The sequence below is a fragment of the Ruegeria sp. AD5 genome (assembly GCF_056542345.1).
Map to the genome: position 1 here is coordinate 159,871 of NZ_JBQFZR010000003.1, position 21,079 is coordinate 180,949.

Annotated in this window: 21 protein-coding genes; 14 read left to right on the forward strand and 7 right to left on the reverse strand. The window is 57.7% G+C overall.

Annotated elements, in window-relative coordinates; genetic code table 11:
- The first annotated feature begins 2 nt into the window (after positions 1 to 2).
- The 8 genes from ACR0JG_RS17145 (at position 3) to ACR0JG_RS17180 (ending at position 9,159) form a co-directional block, all read left to right on the forward strand.
- Positions 3 to 728, forward strand: coding sequence for a 16S rRNA (uracil(1498)-N(3))-methyltransferase (locus tag ACR0JG_RS17145; RefSeq protein ID WP_170408406.1), 726 nt, complete (start codon positions 3 to 5; stop codon positions 726 to 728).
- Positions 725 to 1,573 carry a GNAT family N-acetyltransferase gene (locus ACR0JG_RS17150; RefSeq protein ID WP_170597230.1) on the forward strand — a complete coding sequence of 283 codons (849 nt, stop codon included), beginning with the start codon at positions 725 to 727 and terminating at the stop codon, positions 1,571 to 1,573. The genes ACR0JG_RS17145 and ACR0JG_RS17150 overlap by 4 nt, the downstream gene beginning before the upstream one ends.
- Positions 1,570 to 2,097 (forward strand): hypothetical protein, encoded by a 528-nt coding sequence (locus tag ACR0JG_RS17155; protein ID WP_170408404.1) that lies wholly within the window; start codon positions 1,570 to 1,572, stop codon positions 2,095 to 2,097. Before ACR0JG_RS17150 ends, ACR0JG_RS17155 begins: the two co-directional genes overlap by 4 nt.
- Before the next feature lie 67 nt (positions 2,098 to 2,164).
- Complete coding sequence (locus ACR0JG_RS17160) at positions 2,165 to 3,535, forward strand: glutamate--cysteine ligase (protein ID WP_480571394.1); 1,371 nt, start codon at positions 2,165 to 2,167, stop codon at positions 3,533 to 3,535.
- A 70-nt stretch (positions 3,536 to 3,605) separates the two neighbouring features.
- Positions 3,606 to 4,679 carry a phenylalanine--tRNA ligase subunit alpha gene (pheS, locus tag ACR0JG_RS17165; protein ID WP_480571397.1) on the forward strand — a complete coding sequence of 358 codons (1,074 nt, stop codon included), beginning with the start codon at positions 3,606 to 3,608 and terminating at the stop codon, positions 4,677 to 4,679.
- Between the two features lie 674 nt (positions 4,680 to 5,353).
- Positions 5,354 to 6,157 (forward strand): CE1 family esterase, encoded by an 804-nt coding sequence (locus ACR0JG_RS17170; RefSeq protein ID WP_480571400.1) that lies wholly within the window; start codon positions 5,354 to 5,356, stop codon positions 6,155 to 6,157.
- A 78-nt stretch (positions 6,158 to 6,235) separates the two neighbouring features.
- A complete protein-coding gene (pheT, locus tag ACR0JG_RS17175) occupies positions 6,236 to 8,632 on the forward strand; it encodes a phenylalanine--tRNA ligase subunit beta (protein WP_480571403.1) in 2,397 nt (798 codons plus the stop codon).
- 80 nt (positions 8,633 to 8,712) lie between these two features.
- Positions 8,713 to 9,159 (forward strand): YtoQ family protein, encoded by a 447-nt coding sequence (locus ACR0JG_RS17180; RefSeq protein WP_170423625.1) that lies wholly within the window; start codon positions 8,713 to 8,715, stop codon positions 9,157 to 9,159.
- 51 nt (positions 9,160 to 9,210) lie between these two features.
- Here the strand turns inward: ACR0JG_RS17180 and ACR0JG_RS17185 are convergent, their stop codons facing one another.
- On the reverse strand, positions 9,211 to 9,909 hold the full coding sequence (locus ACR0JG_RS17185) for a glutathione S-transferase N-terminal domain-containing protein (protein ID WP_170597234.1): 699 nt from the start codon (positions 9,907 to 9,909) through the stop codon (positions 9,211 to 9,213).
- Between the two features lie 223 nt (positions 9,910 to 10,132).
- On the opposite strand from ACR0JG_RS17185, the gene ACR0JG_RS17190 reads away from it, so the two are divergent.
- Positions 10,133 to 10,939, forward strand: coding sequence for a mechanosensitive ion channel family protein (locus ACR0JG_RS17190; RefSeq protein WP_170423629.1), 807 nt, complete (start codon positions 10,133 to 10,135; stop codon positions 10,937 to 10,939).
- Positions 10,940 to 11,127: 188 nt separating this feature from the next.
- Here the strand turns inward: ACR0JG_RS17190 and ald are convergent, their stop codons facing one another.
- Complete coding sequence (gene ald, locus ACR0JG_RS17195; RefSeq protein WP_170597235.1) at positions 11,128 to 12,243, reverse strand: alanine dehydrogenase; 1,116 nt, start codon at positions 12,241 to 12,243, stop codon at positions 11,128 to 11,130.
- Positions 12,244 to 12,378: 135 nt separating this feature from the next.
- On the opposite strand from ald, the gene ACR0JG_RS17200 reads away from it, so the two are divergent.
- Together ACR0JG_RS17200 and ppk2 are read left to right on the forward strand one after the other, a co-directional pair.
- Positions 12,379 to 12,837, forward strand: coding sequence for an Lrp/AsnC family transcriptional regulator (locus ACR0JG_RS17200; protein WP_170395646.1), 459 nt, complete (start codon positions 12,379 to 12,381; stop codon positions 12,835 to 12,837).
- Between the two features lie 150 nt (positions 12,838 to 12,987).
- The gene (ppk2, locus tag ACR0JG_RS17205) at positions 12,988 to 13,926 is read left to right on the forward strand and encodes a polyphosphate kinase 2 (protein ID WP_170395648.1); all 939 of its coding nucleotides are present in this window, start codon (positions 12,988 to 12,990) and stop codon (positions 13,924 to 13,926) included.
- Positions 13,927 to 13,977: 51 nt separating this feature from the next.
- Here ppk2 and ACR0JG_RS17210 read toward each other — a convergent pair whose 3' ends face one another.
- A complete protein-coding gene (locus tag ACR0JG_RS17210) occupies positions 13,978 to 15,213 on the reverse strand; it encodes a CAP domain-containing protein (RefSeq protein ID WP_480571407.1) in 1,236 nt (411 codons plus the stop codon).
- Between the two features lie 296 nt (positions 15,214 to 15,509).
- Positions 15,510 to 15,716 carry a 30S ribosomal protein S21 gene (rpsU, locus tag ACR0JG_RS17215; protein ID WP_005614280.1) on the reverse strand — a complete coding sequence of 69 codons (207 nt, stop codon included), beginning with the start codon at positions 15,714 to 15,716 and terminating at the stop codon, positions 15,510 to 15,512.
- A 112-nt stretch (positions 15,717 to 15,828) separates the two neighbouring features.
- Between rpsU and ACR0JG_RS17220 the strand changes: the two genes are divergently transcribed.
- Both ACR0JG_RS17220 and ACR0JG_RS17225 read left to right on the forward strand, forming a co-directional pair.
- The gene (locus ACR0JG_RS17220) at positions 15,829 to 16,521 is read left to right on the forward strand and encodes a COQ9 family protein (protein ID WP_480571410.1); all 693 of its coding nucleotides are present in this window, start codon (positions 15,829 to 15,831) and stop codon (positions 16,519 to 16,521) included.
- A gap of 72 nt (positions 16,522 to 16,593) precedes the next feature.
- Positions 16,594 to 17,580 (forward strand): NAD(P)H-quinone oxidoreductase, encoded by a 987-nt coding sequence (locus ACR0JG_RS17225; protein WP_480571413.1) that lies wholly within the window; start codon positions 16,594 to 16,596, stop codon positions 17,578 to 17,580.
- A gap of 15 nt (positions 17,581 to 17,595) precedes the next feature.
- On the opposite strand, the gene ACR0JG_RS17230 is transcribed toward ACR0JG_RS17225, so the two are convergent.
- Positions 17,596 to 18,453 (reverse strand): DUF2189 domain-containing protein, encoded by an 858-nt coding sequence (locus ACR0JG_RS17230; RefSeq protein ID WP_170818570.1) that lies wholly within the window; start codon positions 18,451 to 18,453, stop codon positions 17,596 to 17,598.
- A gap of 214 nt (positions 18,454 to 18,667) precedes the next feature.
- Between ACR0JG_RS17230 and ACR0JG_RS17235 the strand changes: the two genes are divergently transcribed.
- Positions 18,668 to 19,651: a quinone oxidoreductase family protein gene (locus ACR0JG_RS17235; protein WP_170423639.1), complete on the forward strand. Its 984-nt coding sequence runs from the start codon at positions 18,668 to 18,670 to the stop codon at positions 19,649 to 19,651.
- A 41-nt stretch (positions 19,652 to 19,692) separates the two neighbouring features.
- Here the strand turns inward: ACR0JG_RS17235 and ACR0JG_RS17240 are convergent, their stop codons facing one another.
- Both ACR0JG_RS17240 and ACR0JG_RS17245 read right to left on the reverse strand, forming a co-directional pair.
- Positions 19,693 to 20,226, reverse strand: a complete 534-nt coding sequence (locus ACR0JG_RS17240; protein ID WP_170395659.1) for a porin family protein — start codon at positions 20,224 to 20,226, stop codon at positions 19,693 to 19,695.
- Between the two features lie 261 nt (positions 20,227 to 20,487).
- Positions 20,488 to 20,961, reverse strand: a complete 474-nt coding sequence (locus ACR0JG_RS17245; RefSeq protein WP_170395661.1) for a YHS domain-containing (seleno)protein — start codon at positions 20,959 to 20,961, stop codon at positions 20,488 to 20,490.
- Between the last annotated feature and the right edge of the window lie 118 nt (positions 20,962 to 21,079).

Sequence of the window (21,079 nt, forward strand, 5' to 3'; positions counted from 1 at the left end):
TCATGAATGCGAAGATCAGACTGTATGTAGAGCACCCTTTGGGTCCGGGGCAATCGGTTCCTTTGACGCGTGAACAGGCGCATTATCTGTTCGGTGTCATGCGCCTGTCGGTTGGGGGGCAGGTCGCGCTATTCAATGGCAGCGATGGCGAGTGGCAGGCAGAGGTAGCAGAAGCAAGTAAACGAGGCGGAATTCTGTCGTGCGTGGAGCAATCGAAACCTCTGCAATTACCGCCCGATCTGTGGCTGCTCTTTGCACCGATCAAGAAGGCGCGGACCGATTTCATCGTTGAAAAAGCAGCTGAAATGGGGGCCGCGCGGATCATACCGGTGCAGACCGAATTCACCAACTCCGAGCGCATTCGGCAGGATCGCTTGCAAGCCCACGCAATTGAGGCGGCCGAACAATGTGGCGGCACTTTTGTGCCTGAGGTCGCTGACCTCCAGCGATTGGATCGTATCCTGGGCGCGTGGCCCGATGATCGCCAATTGATGTTCTGTGACGAGGCAGAAGCCGGCTCGGCCCTGCGCTTGGCAGAGAATGAGAAAGGCAAGCCGTGGGCGATCCTGATCGGCCCCGAGGGCGGGTTTTCCGAGCCCGAACGCAAACGGTTGGCAGAGCTGCCATTTACCCATGTGGTCAGCCTCGGCCCACGCATCCTGCGCGCCGATACAGCAGCCGTTGCGGCGATGACAATGTGGCAGCAATCGTTGGGAGATTGGACGTGACGTGGCAATTGGCGCAGGAAACGGACCTGTCCAGGATCGACTCGTTTTTGTCCCAACATATCCAAACATCGATGTTCCCTTTGGCCAATCTACGGGATTTTGGCCTGTGCGGTACGCATCCCCGGTCGTTGAATGCATGGACGCTTGGCAGCCCGTTGCGTGCGGTCTTTGCCATAACAAATGAAGGCATGATCCTGCTGCAATGTCCCGACTGTTCGGATACCGAACTTGCCGCAGCGATTGACCTTATTCGAGGCCGGGCCCTGTTCGGCATCGCGGCTGAGGCAACGCAGGCTCGTCGGATAATGCAGTTGGCAGGTTGGGAGGGGCGACCCGCGACCCTGAACAGCGATGAGCCGGGGTTTTCCCTGGCGTTGGATCGACTTCAAATACCGGATTTCAGTGGGGCAGATCTCATGCCGCTTACTGATGTAGACCGTTCGGTCCTTGAAGACTGGCGAGAAAGCTACCTCATCGAAGCCATGGATTTTGATCCTGTGCGCGCACAGACGCAGGCTGGGAAGGACATCAAGACCTATATCGAGCGGGATTCTCATCGAGTTTTGCTGCAGAATGGCCTACCGGTCAGCATGACCGGCTTCAACGCCCGCCTGCCTGATGTGGTGCAGATCGGCGGTGTCTACACGCCACCAGATTTACGAGGGCGGGGCTATGCGCGTTTGGCTGTTGCCTTGCATCTGGTTGAGGCGCGCGACGCGGGAGTTTCCAGAGCTGTCCTCTTTGCGGCTTCCGATGCGGCAGCGCGTGCCTATATATCCATTGGGTTCCAGCCTGCGGGTCAATACTCGCTGATCCTGTTCAAAAACCCGGAGGACGTGGCATGAGTTTCTTTCGACCCGAAGCCAAACTGGCCCTATGGCGCTGGCGCGAAGTGCTGGTTGCAGGGTTTGTTCTGATCCTCGGCCTCAGCTGGATCAGCGGCCCTGGTGGATTGCTGGCGTGGTTGGGGTGGCTGCTGATCGTCGTCTCGATGGCACTGGCGGTGATCGGAGTGCAACGCGCGCGCTTTCGCAATGGTGCGGGAGGACCGGGTGTGGTGACTATTGATGAAGGCCAGATCACCTATCTGGGCCCGCTCGACGGCGGCATCGTTGCAGCCCGCGAAATCGAGCGGTTGGCGTTGGATCCGACCTCGCAACCTGCGCATTGGGTTTTGGATCAGCCGGGGCAGCCGACCCTTCACATTCCGGTGAACGCCGAAGGGGCCGAGGCACTGTTTGATGTGTTCTCAGCACTTCCGGGGCTTAAAACCGAGCAAATGCTGTCGGAACTCAACGGTCGTGCGGCACATCCGGTGGTGATCTGGGAACGCACGCCGTCACGGCCTGCGCATCTTAGGCTGCATTGACACTGGCGCGGTTTGCGCTCAGGACTGACCGTCAAGACAGACACATCAGGATCGGAGCACGGGTCACATGTCCATCCCCCAGTCCGGCGGCGGACCGATCGAACGCCATGAGCAACTGGCCGAATATCTGGAATCGGGCTGCAAGCCCAAGGAAGATTGGCGCATCGGAACCGAGCACGAAAAGTTCGGCTATTGCAAAGACACTCTGAAACCACTGCCGTTTGAAGGCAAACGGTCGATTGTGGCCGTGCTGGAAGGTCTGCGAGACCGCCATGGCTGGGCTGAAGTGCGTGAAGCTGGACATTTAATCGGGCTTGAGAAGGACGGCGCGAACGTCAGCCTGGAACCAGGCGGTGCGTTGGAACTGTCCGGCGCTCCGCTCGAGACAATTCATGAAACGTGTGATGAGGTGAACACTCACCTGCGTGAAGTGAAGGATATCGCCGATGAGATCGGTGTAGGCTTTATTGGTCTGGGCGCAGCCCCGATCTGGACCCATGAAGAGATGCCGTTGATGCCCAAAGGCCGTTACCGGCTGATGAACGATTATATGGAGAAAGTCGGCACCATGGGCCGTGCCATGATGCGGCGCACCTGCACGGTTCAGGTCAATATCGACTTCGGGTCCGAGGCCGACATGGTGCGGAAGCTGCGCGTCGCGCTGGCCCTTCAGCCGGTCGCGACGGCACTGTTTGCGAACTCTCCGTTTTTCGAGGGCAAGGTGAACGGCCAGAAAAGCTGGCGCAGTTATATCTGGCGGCATCTGGACGATGCACGGACGGGCATGCTGCCCTTTGTGTTCGAAGAAGGCTTCGGGTTCGAACGCTATGTACAATATGCGCTCGATGTACCGATGTATTTCGTCTATCGCGACGGCCAGTATATCAACGCGCTGGGCATGTCGTTCCGCGACTTCCTGCAGGGCAAACTGCCTGCGCTGCCCGGTGAGACGCCGACTCTGTCCGATTGGGCCGATCACCTGACCACGGCATTCCCCGAAGCGCGGATCAAGAAGTTCATGGAGATGCGCGGTGCCGATGGTGGCCCATGGCGTCGCCTATGCGCTCTGCCTGCATTCTGGGTTGGTCTGACCTATGACCAAACTGCGCTGGATGCCGCTTGGGATCTGGTCAAAGGCTGGGATGCCGAGACGCGCGAAGCGCTGCGGGTCGAGGCTGCCAAGGATGGTCTGCAAGCGCAGGTTGGCAACATCAATATGCATGATCTGGCGCGCGAAGTGGTCTCGATCGCCGAGGCTGGTCTGGCGTCCCGCGCACGTCCCGGTGCGGGAGGTCTGGTGCAGGACGAGACGCATTTCCTGAACGCGCTCAAGGACAGCATCGATACGGGTAAGGTTCCCGCAGATGAGTTGCTGGAACACTACAATGGCGACTGGAATGGCGACCTGACCCGGATTTTCCCCGAATACAGCTATTGATCCCCACCGTCCCGCTTGCATTCGCGGGGCGGGGCCGATAGCAGGTTGGCGACCAAATTCAGAGGGCGTCATGGACGATCTTAAGGCAAAATATCTGGGCCAAATCGCCGAAGCAGGCGATGAAAACGCGCTTGAGGCGATCCGCGTCGCTGCCGTGGGTAAAAAGGGCGAGGTCGCGCTGAAGATGCGCGAACTAGGCAAGATGACCCCCGAAGAGCGTCAAGTTGCAGGCCCCGCGCTGAACGCTCTGAAGGATGAGATCAACTCGGCCCTCTCTGCAAAGAAAGCCGCTCTGGCCGACGCTGCGCTGGATGAGCGTCTGCGCACCGAATGGCTAGACGTCACCCTGCCGACCCGCGCGCGCCGTCAGGGTTCGATCCACCCGGTCAGCCAGGCGACCGAGGAATTGACCGCGATCTTTGCCGAACTGGGCTTCTCGGTGGCCGAAGGGCCGCGGATCGAAACCGACTGGCACAATTTCGATGCCCTGAACATCCCGGGCCACCACCCCGCGCGGGCCGAGATGGACACGTTCTACATGCACCGCGCCGAGGGCGATAATCGCCCGCCGCACGTGCTGCGCACCCATACTTCGCCCGTTCAGATCCGCTCGATGGAACTGCAGGGCGCGCCGATCCGCGTGATCTGCCCGGGCGGCGTCTACCGCGCCGACTATGACCAGACCCACACGCCGATGTTCCATCAGGTCGAGGGGCTGGCGATTGATAAAGACATCTCAATGGCGAACCTGAAATGGGTTCTGGAAGAGTTCGTGAAAGCGTTCTTTGAGGTCGACGATGTCGAGCTGCGCTTCCGCGCCTCGCACTTCCCGTTCACCGAGCCGTCGGCCGAGGTCGACATCCGCTGTTCCTGGGACAATGGTCAGCTGAAGATCGGTGAGGGTGACGACTGGATGGAAATTCTGGGTTCCGGCATGGTCCACCCCAAGGTGATCGCCGCCGGTGGCATCGATCCCGAGGTCTTTCAGGGCTTTGCGTTCGGCATCGGCATCGACCGTCTGGCAATGTTGAAATACGGTATTCCTGATTTGCGGGCGTTCTTTGACAGCGACCTGCGCTGGCTGCGGCACTACGGGTTCGCGGCGCTGGATATGCCGAACCTGCATGGTGGTTTGTCGCGGTAACGCACGAGTCGGGTTAAGGGAACCATCATCTATCGGTGATTTCTGTGGAAAAGTGTTCTAACCGCATACTCAAAAGTCTATCGAAATCGGGAGAGATTCCGCTGCATGATGCTGCTCGGCTTTGCAACTCAAATCCCAGCAGTCCTAAGGACCTTTATCCGTTGGCTCTATTACTAGAAGCGGGTTATTTAGGCACCACATTTAACTACAATCCTCCATCTGGTGCTGAAGAAATGAGGGAGTTTGGGCTAGCTCGATATCTCTACATGCAACTACTCCCTAGAGATGATTCAGGCGACGTTAGATATGAAGGCGTGACACTTACCGGGCCAAACTTCATTGAAACTGAAAAAGTCTTTATGAGGTCAAAAGGTTTTTTGTACCTCACGGAGGTAAGGTCTAGACGAAACGAGAGGCTAATCTCGTTCGTGCTGGGCATCGTTTCCGCGTTAATCGCGATTTGGATGCGCGAATACTTCTTTCCCAGCGGTTAGTTAGGGGTAAAGTAAACACCCTGCAATAATAGTACTCTCGCGGTCTGGCGATGGCGCGTCTTTGTGGCTTGATCAGCCCGCCATTTGCGATAGATGGGTGCCGGGCTGAAGCCCGGCCTACGCGTTGTCTACACCAATATGTTATGTGACAGTGCGGCAGACGTCGCTAGGCTCCGACCTATGATCTATCGATTGCTTTTTCTTCTGCTGACCGCGACTCCGGTCCTTGCGATGGGGCCGTGGAAATCTGACTGTCACGGCGATACTGCCTGTGAGATTGGCGACCGTTCTTACCATGTGCTGGAACCTGATGGTTGGGACGGCGAAACACCTCTGCCGGTGCTGTTGCACTTCCACGGATGGGCGCGGCAGGGCGACGTGGTGGTGAACCATGAACGCATCGCCGGGGCGACCAAGCTGCGCGATGTGCTGCTGGTGGCTCCGAACGGGCTGCGCAAAAGCTGGAACTTCTGGACAGCTGATACCGCAGACGTGCCGTTCGCGGATCGGGTGCTTGAGGATGTGGCCAAACACTATCCCATTGATTCTGAACGCATCTATGTCTCAGGCTATTCTTATGGCGGCGCGATGGCGTGGCGCTTTGTTTGCCAGTCGGGCAATGACATCGCGGCACTGTTGGCGGTTGCGGGCTCGATCCGCCAGACCGAGGATTGCCCGGAAGCTCCGCGCGAAGTGCGCCATGTGCATGGGCTGGACGATACGGTGATGGATTTTCCCTTTGGTCCGGACGGGGACACGACCTATCCGGTGGCGCTGTGGAAAGCCAAGTTCGATTGCAACGGCGCCACGCCGCGCGGGGATTGGAGCGTGAAGCCCTTCCTGACGCTCAGCCGCGTGGCATGGACCGATTGCGGGCAGGGGCAGGTCACGCTGGACACCCATCCCGGCGGGCATTTCATCCCTCATGGCTGGATCGGCTGGCAATTGGACGAGCTTTTGGGCCGCACCCCCACCTATCCATGAGCCGCAGCGCTTGCACCTTGGCGCATTCTTTGTCATTGCCTGTGCCGACTGAATGTTTGCCGAAAAAGGCCCGCTGCAATGAAATTCACTCTGTCCTGGCTGAAAGACCACCTTGATACGGATGCGTCGGTTGATGAGATCGCTGAAGCACTGACTGATCTCGGGCTCGAGGTCGAAGAGATCGTCAATCCGGCGGACCGTCTGGCGGGCTTTACGCTGGGCCATGTGAAACATGCTGAAAAGCACCCCGACGCCGATAAATTGCGCGTTTGCACGGTTGAGACCGATGAGGGCGATCTGCAGATCATTTGCGGCGCGCCCAATGCGCGCGAAGGCATCACCGTGGTGGTTTGTAAACCTGGTATGTATATTCCCGGCCTGGATATCACCATCAGCGTCGGCAAGATCCGTGGCGTCGAGAGCTTTGGCATGATGGCATCCGAGCGCGAGCTTGAGCTGTCGGATGAACATGACGGGATTATCGAGCTGCCTTCGGGCGAGGTCGGTGATCGGTTTGTCGATTGGTTGGCTGAGAACGATCCGTCAAAGGTTGATCCGATGATCGAGATCGCGATCACGCCGAACCGCCCGGATGCGCTGGGTGTAGCGGGTATTGCGCGAGATCTGGCTGCACGTGGATTGGGCACGCTGAAGGTGCGTGACTATGTCCCCGTGCCGGGGGACTTTGAAAGCCCGATCAAAGTGTCGATTGATGAAGATACGCTGGATGGCGCGCCGCATTTCACCGGTCGGCTTATCAGGGGCGTCAAAAACGGCCCCAGCCCGCAATGGCTGCAGGACCAGTTGAAGGCGATTGGTCTGCGTCCGATCTCGGCCTTGGTGGATATCACCAACTATATGACCTTCGATCACAACCGCCCGCTGCACGTATTCGATGCCGACAAGGTGCAGGGTAACCTACGCGTTCACCGTGCCAAAGGTGGCGAGAAGCTGGTTGCACTGGATGAAAAAGAATACTCCCTTCAGCCTGGCATGATGGTGATTTCGGACGACAAAGGCCCGGAATCTATCGCGGGTATCATGGGCGGCGAGGAAACCGGTTGTACCGAGGAGACCGTGAACGTTTTCCTTGAAAGTGCGTTCTGGGATCATGTGCAGATTGCCCTCACAGGTCGGGCGCTGAAGATAAACTCGGACGCGCGGTATCGATTCGAGCGCGGCGTCGACCCGGAATACACGCGCGAAGGGTTGGAGCATGCGACGCAGATGATCTTGGATATCTGCGGCGGTGAAGCCTCGAATGTGGTCGAGGCGGGCAAAGCGCCGAACCACGCGCGGGCCTACAAACTGGACGCGGCGCGCGTGCAGTCCCTAGTCGGGATGGAGATTCCGGAAAGCGAGCAGCGGCAGACATTGACCCGTTTGGGCTTTCGTCTGGATGGCGAGATGGCGCATGTGCCCAGCTGGCGACCCGATATCATGGGGGAGGCCGATCTGGTGGAAGAGGTTGCGCGGATCGCTTCTCTGACCAAGTTGCAGGGTATTCCGCTGCCGCGTACGACGGCGGGTATCCCCAAACCGGTCATGACAGCCACGCAGCGTCGCCAGTCGATGGCGCGCCGGACCTGTGCAGCGCTGGGGTACAATGAATGTGTGTCTTATACCTTCATCGATCAGGCCTCGGCAGCCTTGTTCGGGGGCGGTGACGCAGCAACCATGTTGGAAAACCCGATCTCGTCCGAGATGAGCCATATGCGCCCTGATCTGCTGCCTGGTTTGCTGCAAGCGGCGGCGCGCAATCAGGCACGGGGTTATGCCGATCTGGCCTTGTTCGAGGTCGGGCCGGTGTTCCACGATGGTGAGCCGGGGGATCAACAGACACAGATTGCCGGCCTGATGGTTGGGCGTAGCGGTCCCAAGGATGTACACGGCGCGTCTCGTTCGGTTGACTTGTTTGACGCGAAAGCTGACGCCGAGGCGGTGCTTGCCGCAATTGGCGCGCCCGCGAAGGTTCAGATTCTGCGCGACAGCGATGCCTGGTGGCACCCGGGCCGACATGGAAAAATCTGTCTGGGTCCGAAAAAGGTACTGGGCGTCTTTGGCGAATTGCATCCGCGCGTGTTGCAGGCGATGGACATCAAGGGCCCGGCGATGGCGTTCACCATTTGGCCGGATCAGGTGCCGATGCCACGTAAATCCGGTGCGACCCGTTCTGCCTTGGAATTGCGCGACCTGCAGGCGGTCGAGCGCGATTTCGCCTTTGTTGTAAATGCGGATATCGAAGCTCTGACGTTGGTCAATGCGGCTGCGGGTGCTGATAAGGCTCTGATCGAGGACGTGCGCGTCTTTGACGAATTCATTGGCGGTAGCGTCGGCGAGGGCAAGAAGTCTCTGGCCATTACCGTAAGGCTTCAGCCGTCGGACGCGACCCTGAAGGAAAAGGATATCGAGGCGGTCAGCACCAAGATTGTCGAAAAAGTGGTGAAAGCCACTGGCGGCGTCTTGCGGGGATGAGTTGGTTTTCGCCTCCGGCGGGAGTATTTTTGAAATGATAAAGGGGCCATTGCGCCCCTTTTTCACGGGAGGAGAGAAAAATGCTGAAGGTCTATTTGTCCGGTGAGATTCACACGGATTGGCGCGAGCAGATCATTGCGGGCGCCGATGGGTTGGATGTTGAGTTCAGTAGCCCGGTCACCGATCACGGTGCTTCGGACGATTGCGGTGTCACGATCTTGGGGGCCGAGCCGAACAAGTACTGGCATGATCACAAGGGTGCCATGGTCAACGCGATCCGGACCCGCAAGGGCATATCAGACGCGGATGTTGTGGTTGTACGCTTTGGGGACAAATACAAGCAGTGGAACGCGGCATTTGACGCGGGCTATGCGGCAGCACTGGGCAAGTCGATCATTGTTCTGCACGGGGCTGATCATCAGCACGCGCTGAAAGAAGTAGATGCAGCAGCCCTCGCCGTCGCTGAAGAACCCGCGCAAGTTGTTGAGATCTTGCGCTACGTTCTAACAGGCGCGCTGCCTGGGTAACCCGATGGCCCGTGGCGGCGGATTTGGATCCCGCCGCACAGGCCTTGTGTATCAATCCCGTGAGGGGATGTTCAGTCCTCTTTGCACTGCGGGTCGATCCAGGAACCTGTCCAGATAGCGCGTAACGTTGCCATAGCTTTCCCAGCCTATGACATCCTTGACGCCGTAATAATCTAAACCGCGCAGCCAGGGCGCGATTGCGATATCGGCGATCGAGAATTCTCCGGCGATCCAATCTTGGCCGTCCAGTTGCCGGTCGAGAACGTTCAGCAGGCGTTTGGCCTCGGACACGTAGCGTTCGCGCGGGCGGGGGTCTTCGATTTCAGCCCCTGCGAATTTGTGGAAATACCCAAGCTGGCCAAACATTGGTCCGATACCGCCCATCTGAAACATAACCCATTGGGTGACCCGGTGCTTGTCGCCTTTGTTCTGACCCAGCAGCTTACCGCTCTTTTCAGCGAGGTACAGAAGGATTGCACCGCTTTCGAACAAAGCGAACGGAGCATCGTCAGGCCCGTTGGGATCAATGATCGCCGGGATCTTGTTGTTCGGGTTCAGCGAAAGAAATTCCGGGCTTTTGACATCTGCATCGGCCAGTGTGACACGATGTGCCTCATAAGGCAGGCCGGTTTCTTCCAGCATGATCGACGCCTTTACCCCGTTGGGTGTGGGGAAGGAATAAAGCTGAATCCGCTCGGGGAACTGTGGGGACCATTTATTCATGATCGGGAATTGGATTGTGTCCAGCATGATGGGCTCCTTTTATCGCGCCTGTCTCGGTCAATCTGGTAATTTGTGGCGCTTTTGTAAGGTCCAATTCTGTGCGTGATCGGTCAGTCGATGTTTGCTGGGGAACAGCAGGGGGGAAAACTCGGAAATCCCGCACCTAGACCTGCGCGCAAAATTAGCCCAGACTTTTCAGCGATCCCGCGCCAAAAGGCGCGGGTTTGCTGTTGGCGCAAAGGAGAAGCGTGTGGAAGATGTCGTAACACAGGTGGGCGCATTTGGTCCGCTGATCATGAGCGCGATCAAAGCGTTGATCGTTCTGGTATTGGGTTGGATCGTTGCCGGAGCCATTAGCGGTCTGGTGCGGCGGCGGATCAACGCCACGCCACATATCGACCCGACTTTGGGGAATTTCGTTGCGAGCCTCGTGAAATGGGTGCTGCTGGCGATTGTCTTTGTCGCCGTTCTGGGCATTTTCGGAATCGAGGCGACCAGCATCGTGGCCATTCTGGGTGCCGCATCCCTGGCCATCGGTTTGGCGCTGCAGGGAACACTAAGCGATCTGGCCGCGGGCGTGATGCTGGTGGTGTTCCGGCCCTATAAGCTGGGCCAATATGTCGATATTGGTGGCACAGCGGGTACTGTGAAAGACCTGAACCTGTTCACGACCGAGCTGGTGACGCCGGACAACGTGCAGATCATCGTGCCAAACGGTCAGGCTTGGGGTTCGGTGATCACCAACTATTCCGCCCATGACACCCGCCGGGTCGATCTGGTGTTTGGCATCGACTACGGCGATAGCGCGGATGAGGCTATGAACATCATCCTGGATGTGGCCAAAGCTGACGATCGTATCATGGCTGATCCTGAGCCCTGGGTGCGCGTGACAAACCTTGGGGATAGTTCGGTTGATCTGACCGCGCGCCTGTGGTGCGCAGCGGCTGACTATTGGGATGTGAAGTTCGAACTTACCAAAGCGATCAAAGAAGCGTTTGACGCCAAAGGCGTATCCATCCCGTATCCGCATTCTGTGGAGATTCACAAAGAAGCGTAAGCCTCCCGCCCGGCGATCGGGCATTGAAATGCCCACTTCCGGTTGGGCCGGGCACCGCGCTAAGGCGCGGTGCTTTTTTGTGCGACCCTTGGTCCAGAAAACAACAGCGCCGCGCTATTGGCGCGGCGCTGGGCCCAAGTCTGTAAAGCGTCCTTTGGAAAAGGACGCTTTCAGAGGCGGGAGCGCTCTTAGTTCAACAGAGTTGTTGGATCGACAGAGTCGATGTTGAGGGCGGTGCCCACCGCTTCGTAAGTCAGCTTGCCGGCGTGGACGTTCAAACCTGCCAGCAAGTGTGCGTCGTCCTTACAGGCCTGCTTCCAGCCCTTGCTTGCCAGCGACAACATAAACGGCATGGTTGCGTTGCCCAGTGCGATGGTCGAAGTCCGGGCAACCGCACCGGGCATGTTGGCGACGCAGTAGTGCATGATGCCGTCAACTTCGTAAACCGGATCGGCGTGGGTGGTGGCTTTCGAGGTTTCAAAACAGCCGCCCTGATCGATCGCAACGTCTACCAGAGCCGCGCCGGGCTTCATGGTCGACAGCTGTTCGCGCGAGATCAGTTTGGGAGCAGCTGCGCCCGGGATCAGGACCGCACCGATGACCAGGTCGGCATCCTGGATCAGCTCGGCTGTCGCACCAGCGGTTGAATACTGGTTCTTGAAGGTTCCGCCGAACACATCGTCCAGATAGCGGAGACGCGGCAGCGAACGGTCCAGTACGGTCACATCCGCACCCATGCCTGCGGCAATCTTCGCTGCGTGGGTGCCTACGACGCCTCCGCCGATGACGATCACTTTGGCAGGGCCTACACCCGGAACACCACCCATCAGAACGCCGCGGCCACCGTTGGCCTTCTGCAGAGTCCAGGATCCAACTTGCGGAGCCAAGCGACCGGCAACCTCGGACATCGGCGCCAGCAGCGGCAGGCCGCCATTGGAGTCAGTCACGGTCTCATAGGCAATCGCGGTGCAGCCGGATTCCAGCAGATCGTGGGTCTGGTCTGGATCGGGTGCCAGGTGCAGATAGGTGAACAGCAACTGACCTTCGCGCAGCATTTTACGCTCGACCGCCTGAGGTTCCTTGACCTTGACGATCATATCAGCCGTGGCGAACACTTCTTCTGCAGTGTCGACGATGCGGGCACCTGCCGCTACATAAGCGTCGTTATCAAAGCCCGAGCCCATCCCGGCACCGGTTTCGATAATGACTTCGTGACCGCGGGCCACAGCTTCGCCAGCAGCGTTCGGGGTCATCCCGACGCGGAATTCCTGAGGTTTGATTTCCTTGGGGCAGCCGATTTTCATGTGAGACTCCATTCATAAACTGCCTAAATTATGGGCATAAATTGGCGCAATTTTTGTGAAACCCCACTTGCTAAACACACAATATGCGGGAAAATATTCAGCATATAGACAACTTGACGCAATGGATGTGCGCAAATGACGATTGACGCAACAGATAGGAAGATTCTGGCTGCCCTGCAGCGTAAAGGGCGGATGTCAAATTCGGAATTGTCCGAACAGGCGAATCTATCCCCTTCGGCCTGCCACCGGCGCGTGCAGCGACTTGAGGCTGAGGGTTATATCAAGGACTACGTCGCCCTGTTGGATGCACGGAAGTTGAACGTTCCAACCACTGTGTTTGTCGAGATCACGTTGCAGGGTCAGGCGGAAGAAGTGCTGGAGGCGTTTGAAAAAGCCGTAGCACGGATTCCGGATGTGCTGGAATGCCATTTGATGGCGGGCACGGCGGACTACATTCTAAAGGTCGTCGCAGAAAATACCGAGGATTTTGCTCGCATCCATCGGCAATACCTGTCGCGCTTGCCTGGGGTGGCGCAGATGCAAAGCTCATTTGCTTTGCGCACGGTGTTCAAAACCACGGCCTTGCCTGTCTGAAACCAACTATTGGGGTTAGCCTTGCGTCAATTCTGCCGCTTGTATCTGTCGTGCGGTCGGGCCAAAATCCATGTTTCCGACCTTATATACGACCTCGGCACTTTGCGCTGACACTCCGTGGTTACACTGGCCGTGTACGGTCCGAACCCGATGAACGATAAGGAGCAGACCTTGGCTTACGAAAACAACAGCACGCCGAAAGATTGGCTGGAAGCTGAACTGGAAGACACGCTGGACGAAGATTTCGAGATCGAATTCAGCGAACCCATGCTTTCGATGGAAGTGCGCAAGATTTACAAGGACCAGCATCCTGACATGCTGGATCGCAAGGTCTATTTTCGTAACCTTTTGCGGCTGCAGGCTGAACTTATCAAAGTTCAGGATTGGGTGGTCCATACAGGGGCCAAGGTCTGTATTCTATTTGAAGGGCGCGACAGTGCCGGGAAAGGGGGCGTGATCAAGCGGATCACGCAGCGCTTGAACCCTCGTGTAGCGCGTGTGGTCGCCTTGCCTGCACCCAGCCGACGCGAACAAAGCCAGTGGTATTTTCAGCGCTACGTGCCCCATTTGCCTGCGGCCGGTGAGATCGTGTTCTTCGATCGGTCCTGGTACAACCGCGCTGGTGTTGAACGCGTGATGGGATTTGCCAACGAGGATCAGGTCGAACAGTTCTTTCAGGACGTTCCCGAATTCGAACGGATGCTGGTGCGGTCGGGGATTATCCTGCTGAAATACTGGTTCTCGATTACAGACGAAGAACAGCAATTGCGATTCCTGATGCGTATTCACGATCCGATGAAGCAGTGGAAACTGTCACCGATGGATCTGGAATCCCGCATCCGGTGGGAGGCATACACCAAGGCCAAAGAGGATATGTTCTTTCGCACCAACATATCCGAGGCGCCTTGGTATATTGTTGAAGGCAACGACAAGAAACGCGAACGGCTCAATTGTATCGAGCACCTGCTGACCAAGATCCCCTATGAGGATGTGCCGCAGGAAAAGGTCAATCTGCCGGATCGGCGCTATAACCCCGAATACGAACGGCGCATTTTGCCGGATGAGCTACACGTGCCTAAGATATATTGATTTGGCAGGAAAGTGGTGCGGGAAAAGGATCCCCGCACCTGAACGGTTTGATTAACCCCAATCAAATCCGCAGTTCGTTTCGAAAACAAACACGCCGCACATGTCGTCATTCATGTCTTCGACTGTGGCTTCGACGGTTTCGATCATGTCGTCAGCGAGGTCGGTGTCGAACACCAGATCGAAATCATCCATCTCCGGGGTCGTGTCAGCCTGCTGCACCGGAGACCATTCGAACTGGTCAAATTGGGCTTGCAGCGCATTAACAAACGCTTCGATCCCGGCAAGGAAGGCCTGAACGTCAAAGCAGTCCGCGCCCGGTGCACCATTGTCAACGACAACTTCAGGTGTTTCTGGCTCGGGTTCTTCGACCTCGGTGACGTCGGTCTCCGGAGTTTCGGGTTCCTCGACCTCGACAACGTCGGTATCCGGCACATCGGGTTCCGGGTCTTCAACTTCAGTCACATCGGTATCAGGCGTTTCCGGCTCTTCAGTTTCGGTCACGTCTGTTTCCGGAGTCTCCTCAACCGGGTCCTCGGTCTCGGTAACGTCAGTTTCTGGCGTTTCGTCTGCCGGTTGCTCGGTTTCCGTCACATCGGTGTCGGGTGTTTCGTCCGATGGTTCTTCGGTTTCGGTGACGTCTTCCTCCGGGGTCTCCTCTGCCGGTTCTTCGGCATCGGGAACTTCCGCTACCGGTGTTTCGTCAACTGGTTCCTCAGTCTCGGTCACATCGGTTTCCGGCACTTCTGGTTCGGTCGGGGTGGTAACCTCTTCCTCCTCTGGCTCAACAACTTCTTCAACCGGAGGCGTCACCGGCGGGGTGGTGCCGCCGTTATCAAGATCGACATCGCCCTGAGTCGCCGCAAAGTTCTGCGTCACCATGACAGCGTCGTACCCCTGCATGTCGCCTTCTTCGATCCCGATGCCGATATATTTGAAATCGGGGTTCAGAATGTTGGCGCGGTGACCGGGGCTATTCATCAGGTTCTGGTGCAACTGGGCGACATCATCGCTGATACCGGGTGCGCCACGCTCGGATTGCCAGGCGATGTTTTCTCCGGTGCGCCAGCTCCCGGACAGGTCGAACCCTGCGGCTTGCATCCGTTGGGTCGCGGATGAACCACCCTGACCGGTGTGGTTGAACCGGTCGGTGTCCAGCATCCAGCTGCTGTGGTCCTCGGAAGATTCGTTCAGGTTGCGTTCAAGTTCCAGGGGATCAAGACCGCGGGATGTGCGCTCTTGGTTGATCAGCGCGAGCATTTCGCGCTCGACCGTACTTGCTGTCGACATCAGTGCCTCCGTTTTTGGTTATGTCTGAGTGGACGGCCTCACTTACAGACGATCAAAGAACGCTGAATAGGGCGGGTACGGCGATGGGCGTTTTTCGGCGGCAGAATGCAACCGAACGGCGATTCGCTGCGCTGTAAAATGCCGACTGCGGCGATTGCATTAAAACCGGCAGGTTGCCGCTAGGGTAAAGCCGGGAATTGGCGGGATCATCCGCCCTAAAAACGACAAACCCCCGGGCAGGGCCTCGGGGGTCGTCAAATAGTGTCATCCAAAGCTGGACGAGTCGCAGGAAGCTCTTAGAGCAAACCTTCGCGCTGTGCTTTCTTACGTGCCAGTTTACGGGCACGGCGGATCGCTTCAGCTTTCTCGCGCGCTTTTTTCTCGGACGGTTTCTCGAAATGTTGCTTCAGCTTCATTTCACGGAACACGCCTTCGCGCTGCAGCTTTTTCTTCAGGGCACGAAGCGCCTGATCGACGTTATTGTCGCGAACACTAACCTGCATGTGGTTGTCACCACCTTTCTAGATAGAGTTGCAAGGAAATTGCAGGAAGTGGCCGTATAGCAAAGCACGCCTAACTTGTCTAGTACTGGACCCGCAGCCTCGGAGACCCGACATGACAGCAACCTATGAAGACACCAAAGAGCAGCTTCTTGATGCGATTCTGAACCATGTGCCGTTCGACGGCTGGTCGGAAACCAGCTTTCGTGCGGCCATCAGCGATTGCGATCTGGAGCCCGCGCTGGCCCGAGCGATCTGTCCGCGTGGTGCCGTCGATCTGGCACTGTCCTTTCATGCGCGCGGGGATGCCGCGATGTTGGAGCGGTTGAAATCCGAAGACCTGAGCGGGCTGAAATTCCGTGAAAAGATCGCCGCCGCCGTCCGTTTCCGCCTGCAGGCGGTCGAAGACAAAGAAGCAGTGCGCCGAGGTATGACTTTGTTCGCGTTGCCGATCCATGCCGCGGATGGGGCCAAGGCGGTCTGGGGCACCTGTGACCAGATCTGGATAGCGCTTGGCGATACTTCGGACGACGTGAACTGGTACACCAAACGTGCCACTCTGTCGGGCGTCTATTCTTCGACACTGTTGTATTGGCTGGGTGATGACAGCCCGGATTATCAGGCGACATGGGAATTCCTGGATCGGCGGATCGAGGGCGTAATGCAGTTTGAAAAGTTCAAGGCGCAGGTGAATGGCAACCCGCTGCTGAAACCGTTTCTGGCCGTCCCCAACTGGCTTGCGGGTCAGGTGAAGGCTCCGACGAAGTTGCCCAACAACCTGCCCGGTTCGCTGTCATCGGGAAAATAGTCGCAGCGTTTCCACTTGCCGCTGGGCCTCTGCGTTTTCGCCTGCTAGGCATTGGGCAAAGGAGATATGCCCATGACCCAGACAATGCGCGCTGTCGAGATCACTGAAGCTGGTGGCCCGGATGTTCTGCAACTGACGGAACGCCCGATGCCGGAACCGGCAGAGGGTCAAGTGGTTCTGAAAGTCGCGTACGCCGGGGTGAACCGTCCTGATGCGCTGCAGCGGGCAGGGGCGTATGATCCACCTCCCGGTGCAAGCGATTTGCCGGGGCTGGAAGCGTCAGGAGAGGTCGTCGCCATCGGCTCGGGTGTCGAAGGTCTGGTCGTTGGCGATCGGGTTTGCGCTCTGTTGCCCGGCGGCGGTTATGCTGGATATGTCGCAACGCCCGCCGCTCATTGCCTGCCTGTGCCTGCGGGTATGGGTTTGAAAGAAGCTGCCTGCCTGCCCGAAACCTTTTTTACTGTTTGGTCCAATGTCTTCACCCGTGGCGGCTTGAAACCAGGGGAGCGGTTTCTAGTCCATGGCGGTTCCAGCGGGATCGGCACGACGGCCATTCAGTTGGCCAATGCGTTTGGCGCCCGCGTCTTTGCAACCGCCGGGTCGGCTGAGAAATGTGAGGCTTGTATCAAGCTAGGTGCCGAAAAGGCGATCAACTATCGTGACGAAGACTTCGTGGCCGCGATGCGTGCCGAAGGTGGGGCGAACCTGATCCTGGACATGGTCGGAGGTGATTATATCCCGCGCAACATCAAGGCTTTGGCGGAAGACGGGCGGCTGGTTCAGATCGCTTTCCTGCAAGGTCCGGTGGTCGAACTGAACTTTGCGCTGATGATGGTGAAACGCCTCACCCTGACTGGCAGCACCTTGCGCCCACAAAGCGATTTGGCCAAGGCGCGCATCGCGCAAGACTTGCGTGAAGCCGTGTGGCCATTGCTTGAGGCCGGGAAGGTCGCACCGGTGATGGATTCAGAATTCGATCTTTCTGATGCCGCCGCTGCACATGCGCGGATGGAAGCATCGGGCCACATTGGCAAGATCGTTCTGAAGGTCTCTGGTTAAGCTGCTGCCATGTAGTCAGGCGACCGCCCGGCGATACAGGTGCCATGTGGCGTGGCCTAGAACGGGCATGACGACGATCAGCCCCAGCAACATCGGGATCGCGCCCAGTACCAACATCGCGGCCACAATGGCCCCCCAGGTCAAGATCACACCCGGGTTCTGACGCAAGACCCGGACCGAGGTTACGACGGCCACGGGAACGCCCACTTTGCGATCCAGCAACAGCGGAAAGCTGACCACGCTTAGCGCCAATGCGACCAGTGCAAACAGGAAACCGGTGGCGGTGCCGATGATGATCATGCTCCAGCCTGCTCCTGTGGTGAACACTTCTATCACGAATGCCATGGCCGAGGCCGGAGGTTCTGGCCCTAGGGTTTGCGCGTAGATGCCTTGCGCGACCATCAGCCAGATCATCAATAGCATGACCAGATAGAAGCCCAATGCCAGTATGGCTCCGAAGGAAGGCGAACGGAATACGCCGAACGCGTCCAGCCAATGAACGTCTCCGCCCTGTTCCCTCTTGCGACTAATCTCATAAAGCCCGACGGCGGCGACCGGCCCGATCAGGGCAAAGCCCATGACAAGCGGGGCCAGCAGGGGCACCATGTCTTTGTTGAGCCCAATACCGAACATCAGCAGACCTGCGATTGGATAGATCAGAACGACAAAGATCGCATCGGCCCGGGTTTCGAGAAAATCGTTATATCCAGCTTTTAGGCATTCGCGCAGATCCTGCAGGGTCAGCGTATGCACCGTCGGCAGAGCCTGAACATCCGCGCTGCCGATCTCGGTCACGGATTCAGTGACATGATCGCTGGTTGCCCGCAGATTTCGGGCGACCCAGGTGATTGGGTTACCGATTGTCTTGTCCATGTTCATCCCCTTTTCTGGCGTGGGTGCGCCGCGGGATGCATCCGGCGTGGCAATTCGCGTGACCGGATCAGCCGGCAACGTCTGCCCAATTACAACGTCTCGTTGCATTATAGCACATATTGCGAAATTTTGCCCGATCACCCTTGCAGAGCCGGAAGGATTGCTCTGCCGCACAGGCGTGTTAGCTTTGTTTCCACAGGCAAGGGAGGCATTCATGCAGCAGACAGCACGCACAGTCGTCATACACGAATCCGGCGGCCCCGAGGTTCTTCGGATTGAGGATCGCCCGCTTGGCGATCCCGGCCCGGGTGAGGTGCGCATTCGCCATCATGCCTGCGGATTGAATTTCATCGATGTGTACCAGCGTACCGGCCTTTATCCGCTGGAGTTGCCTCATGCGTTGGGAATGGAAGCGGCCGGAGTCGTTGAGGCGGTAGGCGAAGGCGTTACGCATCTTGCCCCCGGCCAACGCGCGGCCTATGCCGCAGGCCCATCGGGAGCATATTCCGAAGCGCGCGTGATGCCTGCAGCACAGGTTTGTCCGCTGCCCGAGAGTATCTCGTTCCGCACCGCAGCGGCCATGATGCTAAAGGGCATGACGGTTGAATACCTGTTTCACCGCACAACGCCGCTGCGGCGCGGAGATACCGTGTTGTTCCACGCGGCTGCCGGAGGCGTGGGACTGATCGCCTGCCAATGGGCGAAATCCGAAGGCATCAAACTGATCGGGACAGCGGGAACGGATGAGAAATGCAGCCTGGCGCAATTCAATGGCGCGTCACATTGCATCAACTACCGGACCGAGAATTTTGTCGAGCGTGTGGCCGAGATCACCGGAGGCAAAGGGGTTGATGTGGTGATGGACTCCATCGGTGCGGACACGTTTGAGGGATCGCTGGATTGCCTGAAACCCTTGGGCATGATGATTTCATTCGGAAACGCTTCGGGGCCAGTGCCGCCTGTCGATCTGGGAATGCTTGCGCAGCGGGGATCTCTGAAGGTGACGCGGCCAACCTTGTTCACGCATATCTCAGATCACGCCACCTGTCAGGCGATGGCGCGACGCTTGTTTGGCAAAGTGGACGGGCGCGAGGTCAAGATCCATGTCGATCAGGAGTTTCCGTTGGATCAAGTTGCTGATGCGCATCGTGCTTTGGAAGCACGACAAACCACCGGCAGCACAGTCTTGGTGCCCTAGCGGCACGGGCCCGGCGCAAATAGCCGGGCCCTACTTTCTCATCAAAACCGATATGCTACACGCAGTTGAACTGTAGTTGCGTCAACATCGACGCCCGATGAGTTGAAGTCGTCGAACTCATGATACAGAATCTCGCCTCCAACGCTGATATTGGGGGCTACGATCTGCTCATAGCCTGCGCCGATGAACCAGCCATCGTCACTGCCCAGATTATCGGTATCCGCATCGGCATAACCGGCGGTGCCATAAAGCAGGCCCTGCGGGTTCACCTTGTAGCCCGCGCGCGCTTTGAGTCGCCAGACATTCTCGACCGTGGCGGCGCCGGAAAGGTCTACGTCGCTCCAGTCATAGTCGAAGCCACCTCCGACGACCCAATCGCCCAGATCGTAATCATATCCAAGGATGATACCGCCGATCGCACCATCGCCGTCGACGCCTGATACGTTTGTGTCGATGTCCGCATAACCAAACTGCGCACCGCCGTAGAATCCAGTCCAGTTGCCTGAGGATTGCGCCATGGCGGATCCCGCAGCCAATACGGCGACCGAGGTGATCAGTGCCAATCTTCCTGTCATCGTCTCATTCCTTTCGCTCGAAACCTGCTGCCAATCAAATCTAATGGCAGCGTTATGATTGAATCTACGTTCCGGCCCTTAGGCCGGATCAGTGATGTTTTGACTGTCCCGAACAACTTTATTCTGGCCGGTGCCCCGGCGTGGGCCCACTCAGGTTGGGCTCTTTTCTCATATGCTAGATAGGGTGAAACATGATGCCTTCAAACGAAGATCGGCGGCAGATACGATCTGCCGCCGATGCACAAAGGTCTTGTCAGCGAATTATTGCTGTAGTTCAGCCGGGTCTTTGTCGGCGATGTCTTCCCAGTTCGCGCTGGCTTTCTCAACAAAGCCCGGAATGTCGCCTTCCCAACGCTCCTGAATGTCTTGTGACAGGTTCAGATACAGCTTGTTGTCGACGATTTTCCAGTAGTTCGGGTCACCATCGAACTTGAAGCCCATTGCGGTGCCAAATGCGCAGTAGCCGCCGTAAGCAGGCAGATAGGCCTCTGGGTTCGCCTCAAAAGCGGCTTTGTTCTCTTCCGATGCAAAACGGTACAGGGCGTCGTTGTGCAGCGTGGTGATTTTGTAATCACCCTTGGTTGCTTCGCCAACGGTGAAATAGGCAACCGGGTCATAGCCCTGCATTGCCAATCCGGTCGAGCTTGCGTTGATTTCGACGCCAGCCGCCATTGCTGAGCTTGCGATCGCAACAGACAGCGCGACTCCGCTGATGATGGATTTGAACGTGTTCATGACTTCACCTTTCGTAAATAGGCTCGCTGAAGAGCACTGTAATTTTGCCCGGGCGAACCGGATTTGATTGTCGCGACGCCTGTAATTGGCCGTCACAAAATCCCAGTTGGGGAATGGC

What these genes read in the sequence shown, in the direction of transcription:
- pheT (WP_480571403.1), top strand. Translation starts at nt 6,236, where the DNA reads ATGAAATTCACTCTGTCCTGGCTGAAAGACCACCTTGATACGGATGCG.
- ACR0JG_RS17145 (WP_170408406.1), top strand. Translation starts at nt 3, where the DNA reads ATGAATGCGAAGATCAGACTGTATGTAGAGCACCCTTTGGGTCCGGGG.
- ACR0JG_RS17170 (WP_480571400.1), top strand. Translation starts at nt 5,354, where the DNA reads ATGATCTATCGATTGCTTTTTCTTCTGCTGACCGCGACTCCGGTCCTT.
- rpsU (WP_005614280.1), bottom strand. Translation starts at nt 15,716, where the DNA reads ATGCAGGTTAGTGTTCGCGACAATAACGTCGATCAGGCGCTTCGTGCC.
- ACR0JG_RS17160 (WP_480571394.1), top strand. Translation starts at nt 2,165, where the DNA reads ATGTCCATCCCCCAGTCCGGCGGCGGACCGATCGAACGCCATGAGCAA.
- ppk2 (WP_170395648.1), top strand. Translation starts at nt 12,988, where the DNA reads ATGAACGATAAGGAGCAGACCTTGGCTTACGAAAACAACAGCACGCCG.
- ACR0JG_RS17155 (WP_170408404.1), top strand. Translation starts at nt 1,570, where the DNA reads ATGAGTTTCTTTCGACCCGAAGCCAAACTGGCCCTATGGCGCTGGCGC.
- pheS (WP_480571397.1), top strand. Translation starts at nt 3,606, where the DNA reads ATGGACGATCTTAAGGCAAAATATCTGGGCCAAATCGCCGAAGCAGGC.
- ACR0JG_RS17245 (WP_170395661.1), bottom strand. Translation starts at nt 20,961, where the DNA reads ATGAACACGTTCAAATCCATCATCAGCGGAGTCGCGCTGTCTGTTGCG.
- ACR0JG_RS17210 (WP_480571407.1), bottom strand. Translation starts at nt 15,213, where the DNA reads ATGTCGACAGCAAGTACGGTCGAGCGCGAAATGCTCGCGCTGATCAAC.
- ACR0JG_RS17185 (WP_170597234.1), bottom strand. Translation starts at nt 9,909, where the DNA reads ATGCTGGACACAATCCAATTCCCGATCATGAATAAATGGTCCCCACAG.
- ald (WP_170597235.1), bottom strand. Translation starts at nt 12,243, where the DNA reads ATGAAAATCGGCTGCCCCAAGGAAATCAAACCTCAGGAATTCCGCGTC.
- ACR0JG_RS17200 (WP_170395646.1), top strand. Translation starts at nt 12,379, where the DNA reads ATGACGATTGACGCAACAGATAGGAAGATTCTGGCTGCCCTGCAGCGT.
- ACR0JG_RS17235 (WP_170423639.1), top strand. Translation starts at nt 18,668, where the DNA reads ATGCAGCAGACAGCACGCACAGTCGTCATACACGAATCCGGCGGCCCC.
- ACR0JG_RS17180 (WP_170423625.1), top strand. Translation starts at nt 8,713, where the DNA reads ATGCTGAAGGTCTATTTGTCCGGTGAGATTCACACGGATTGGCGCGAG.
- ACR0JG_RS17240 (WP_170395659.1), bottom strand. Translation starts at nt 20,226, where the DNA reads ATGACAGGAAGATTGGCACTGATCACCTCGGTCGCCGTATTGGCTGCG.
- ACR0JG_RS17225 (WP_480571413.1), top strand. Translation starts at nt 16,594, where the DNA reads ATGACCCAGACAATGCGCGCTGTCGAGATCACTGAAGCTGGTGGCCCG.
- ACR0JG_RS17230 (WP_170818570.1), bottom strand. Translation starts at nt 18,453, where the DNA reads ATGGACAAGACAATCGGTAACCCAATCACCTGGGTCGCCCGAAATCTG.
- ACR0JG_RS17220 (WP_480571410.1), top strand. Translation starts at nt 15,829, where the DNA reads ATGACAGCAACCTATGAAGACACCAAAGAGCAGCTTCTTGATGCGATT.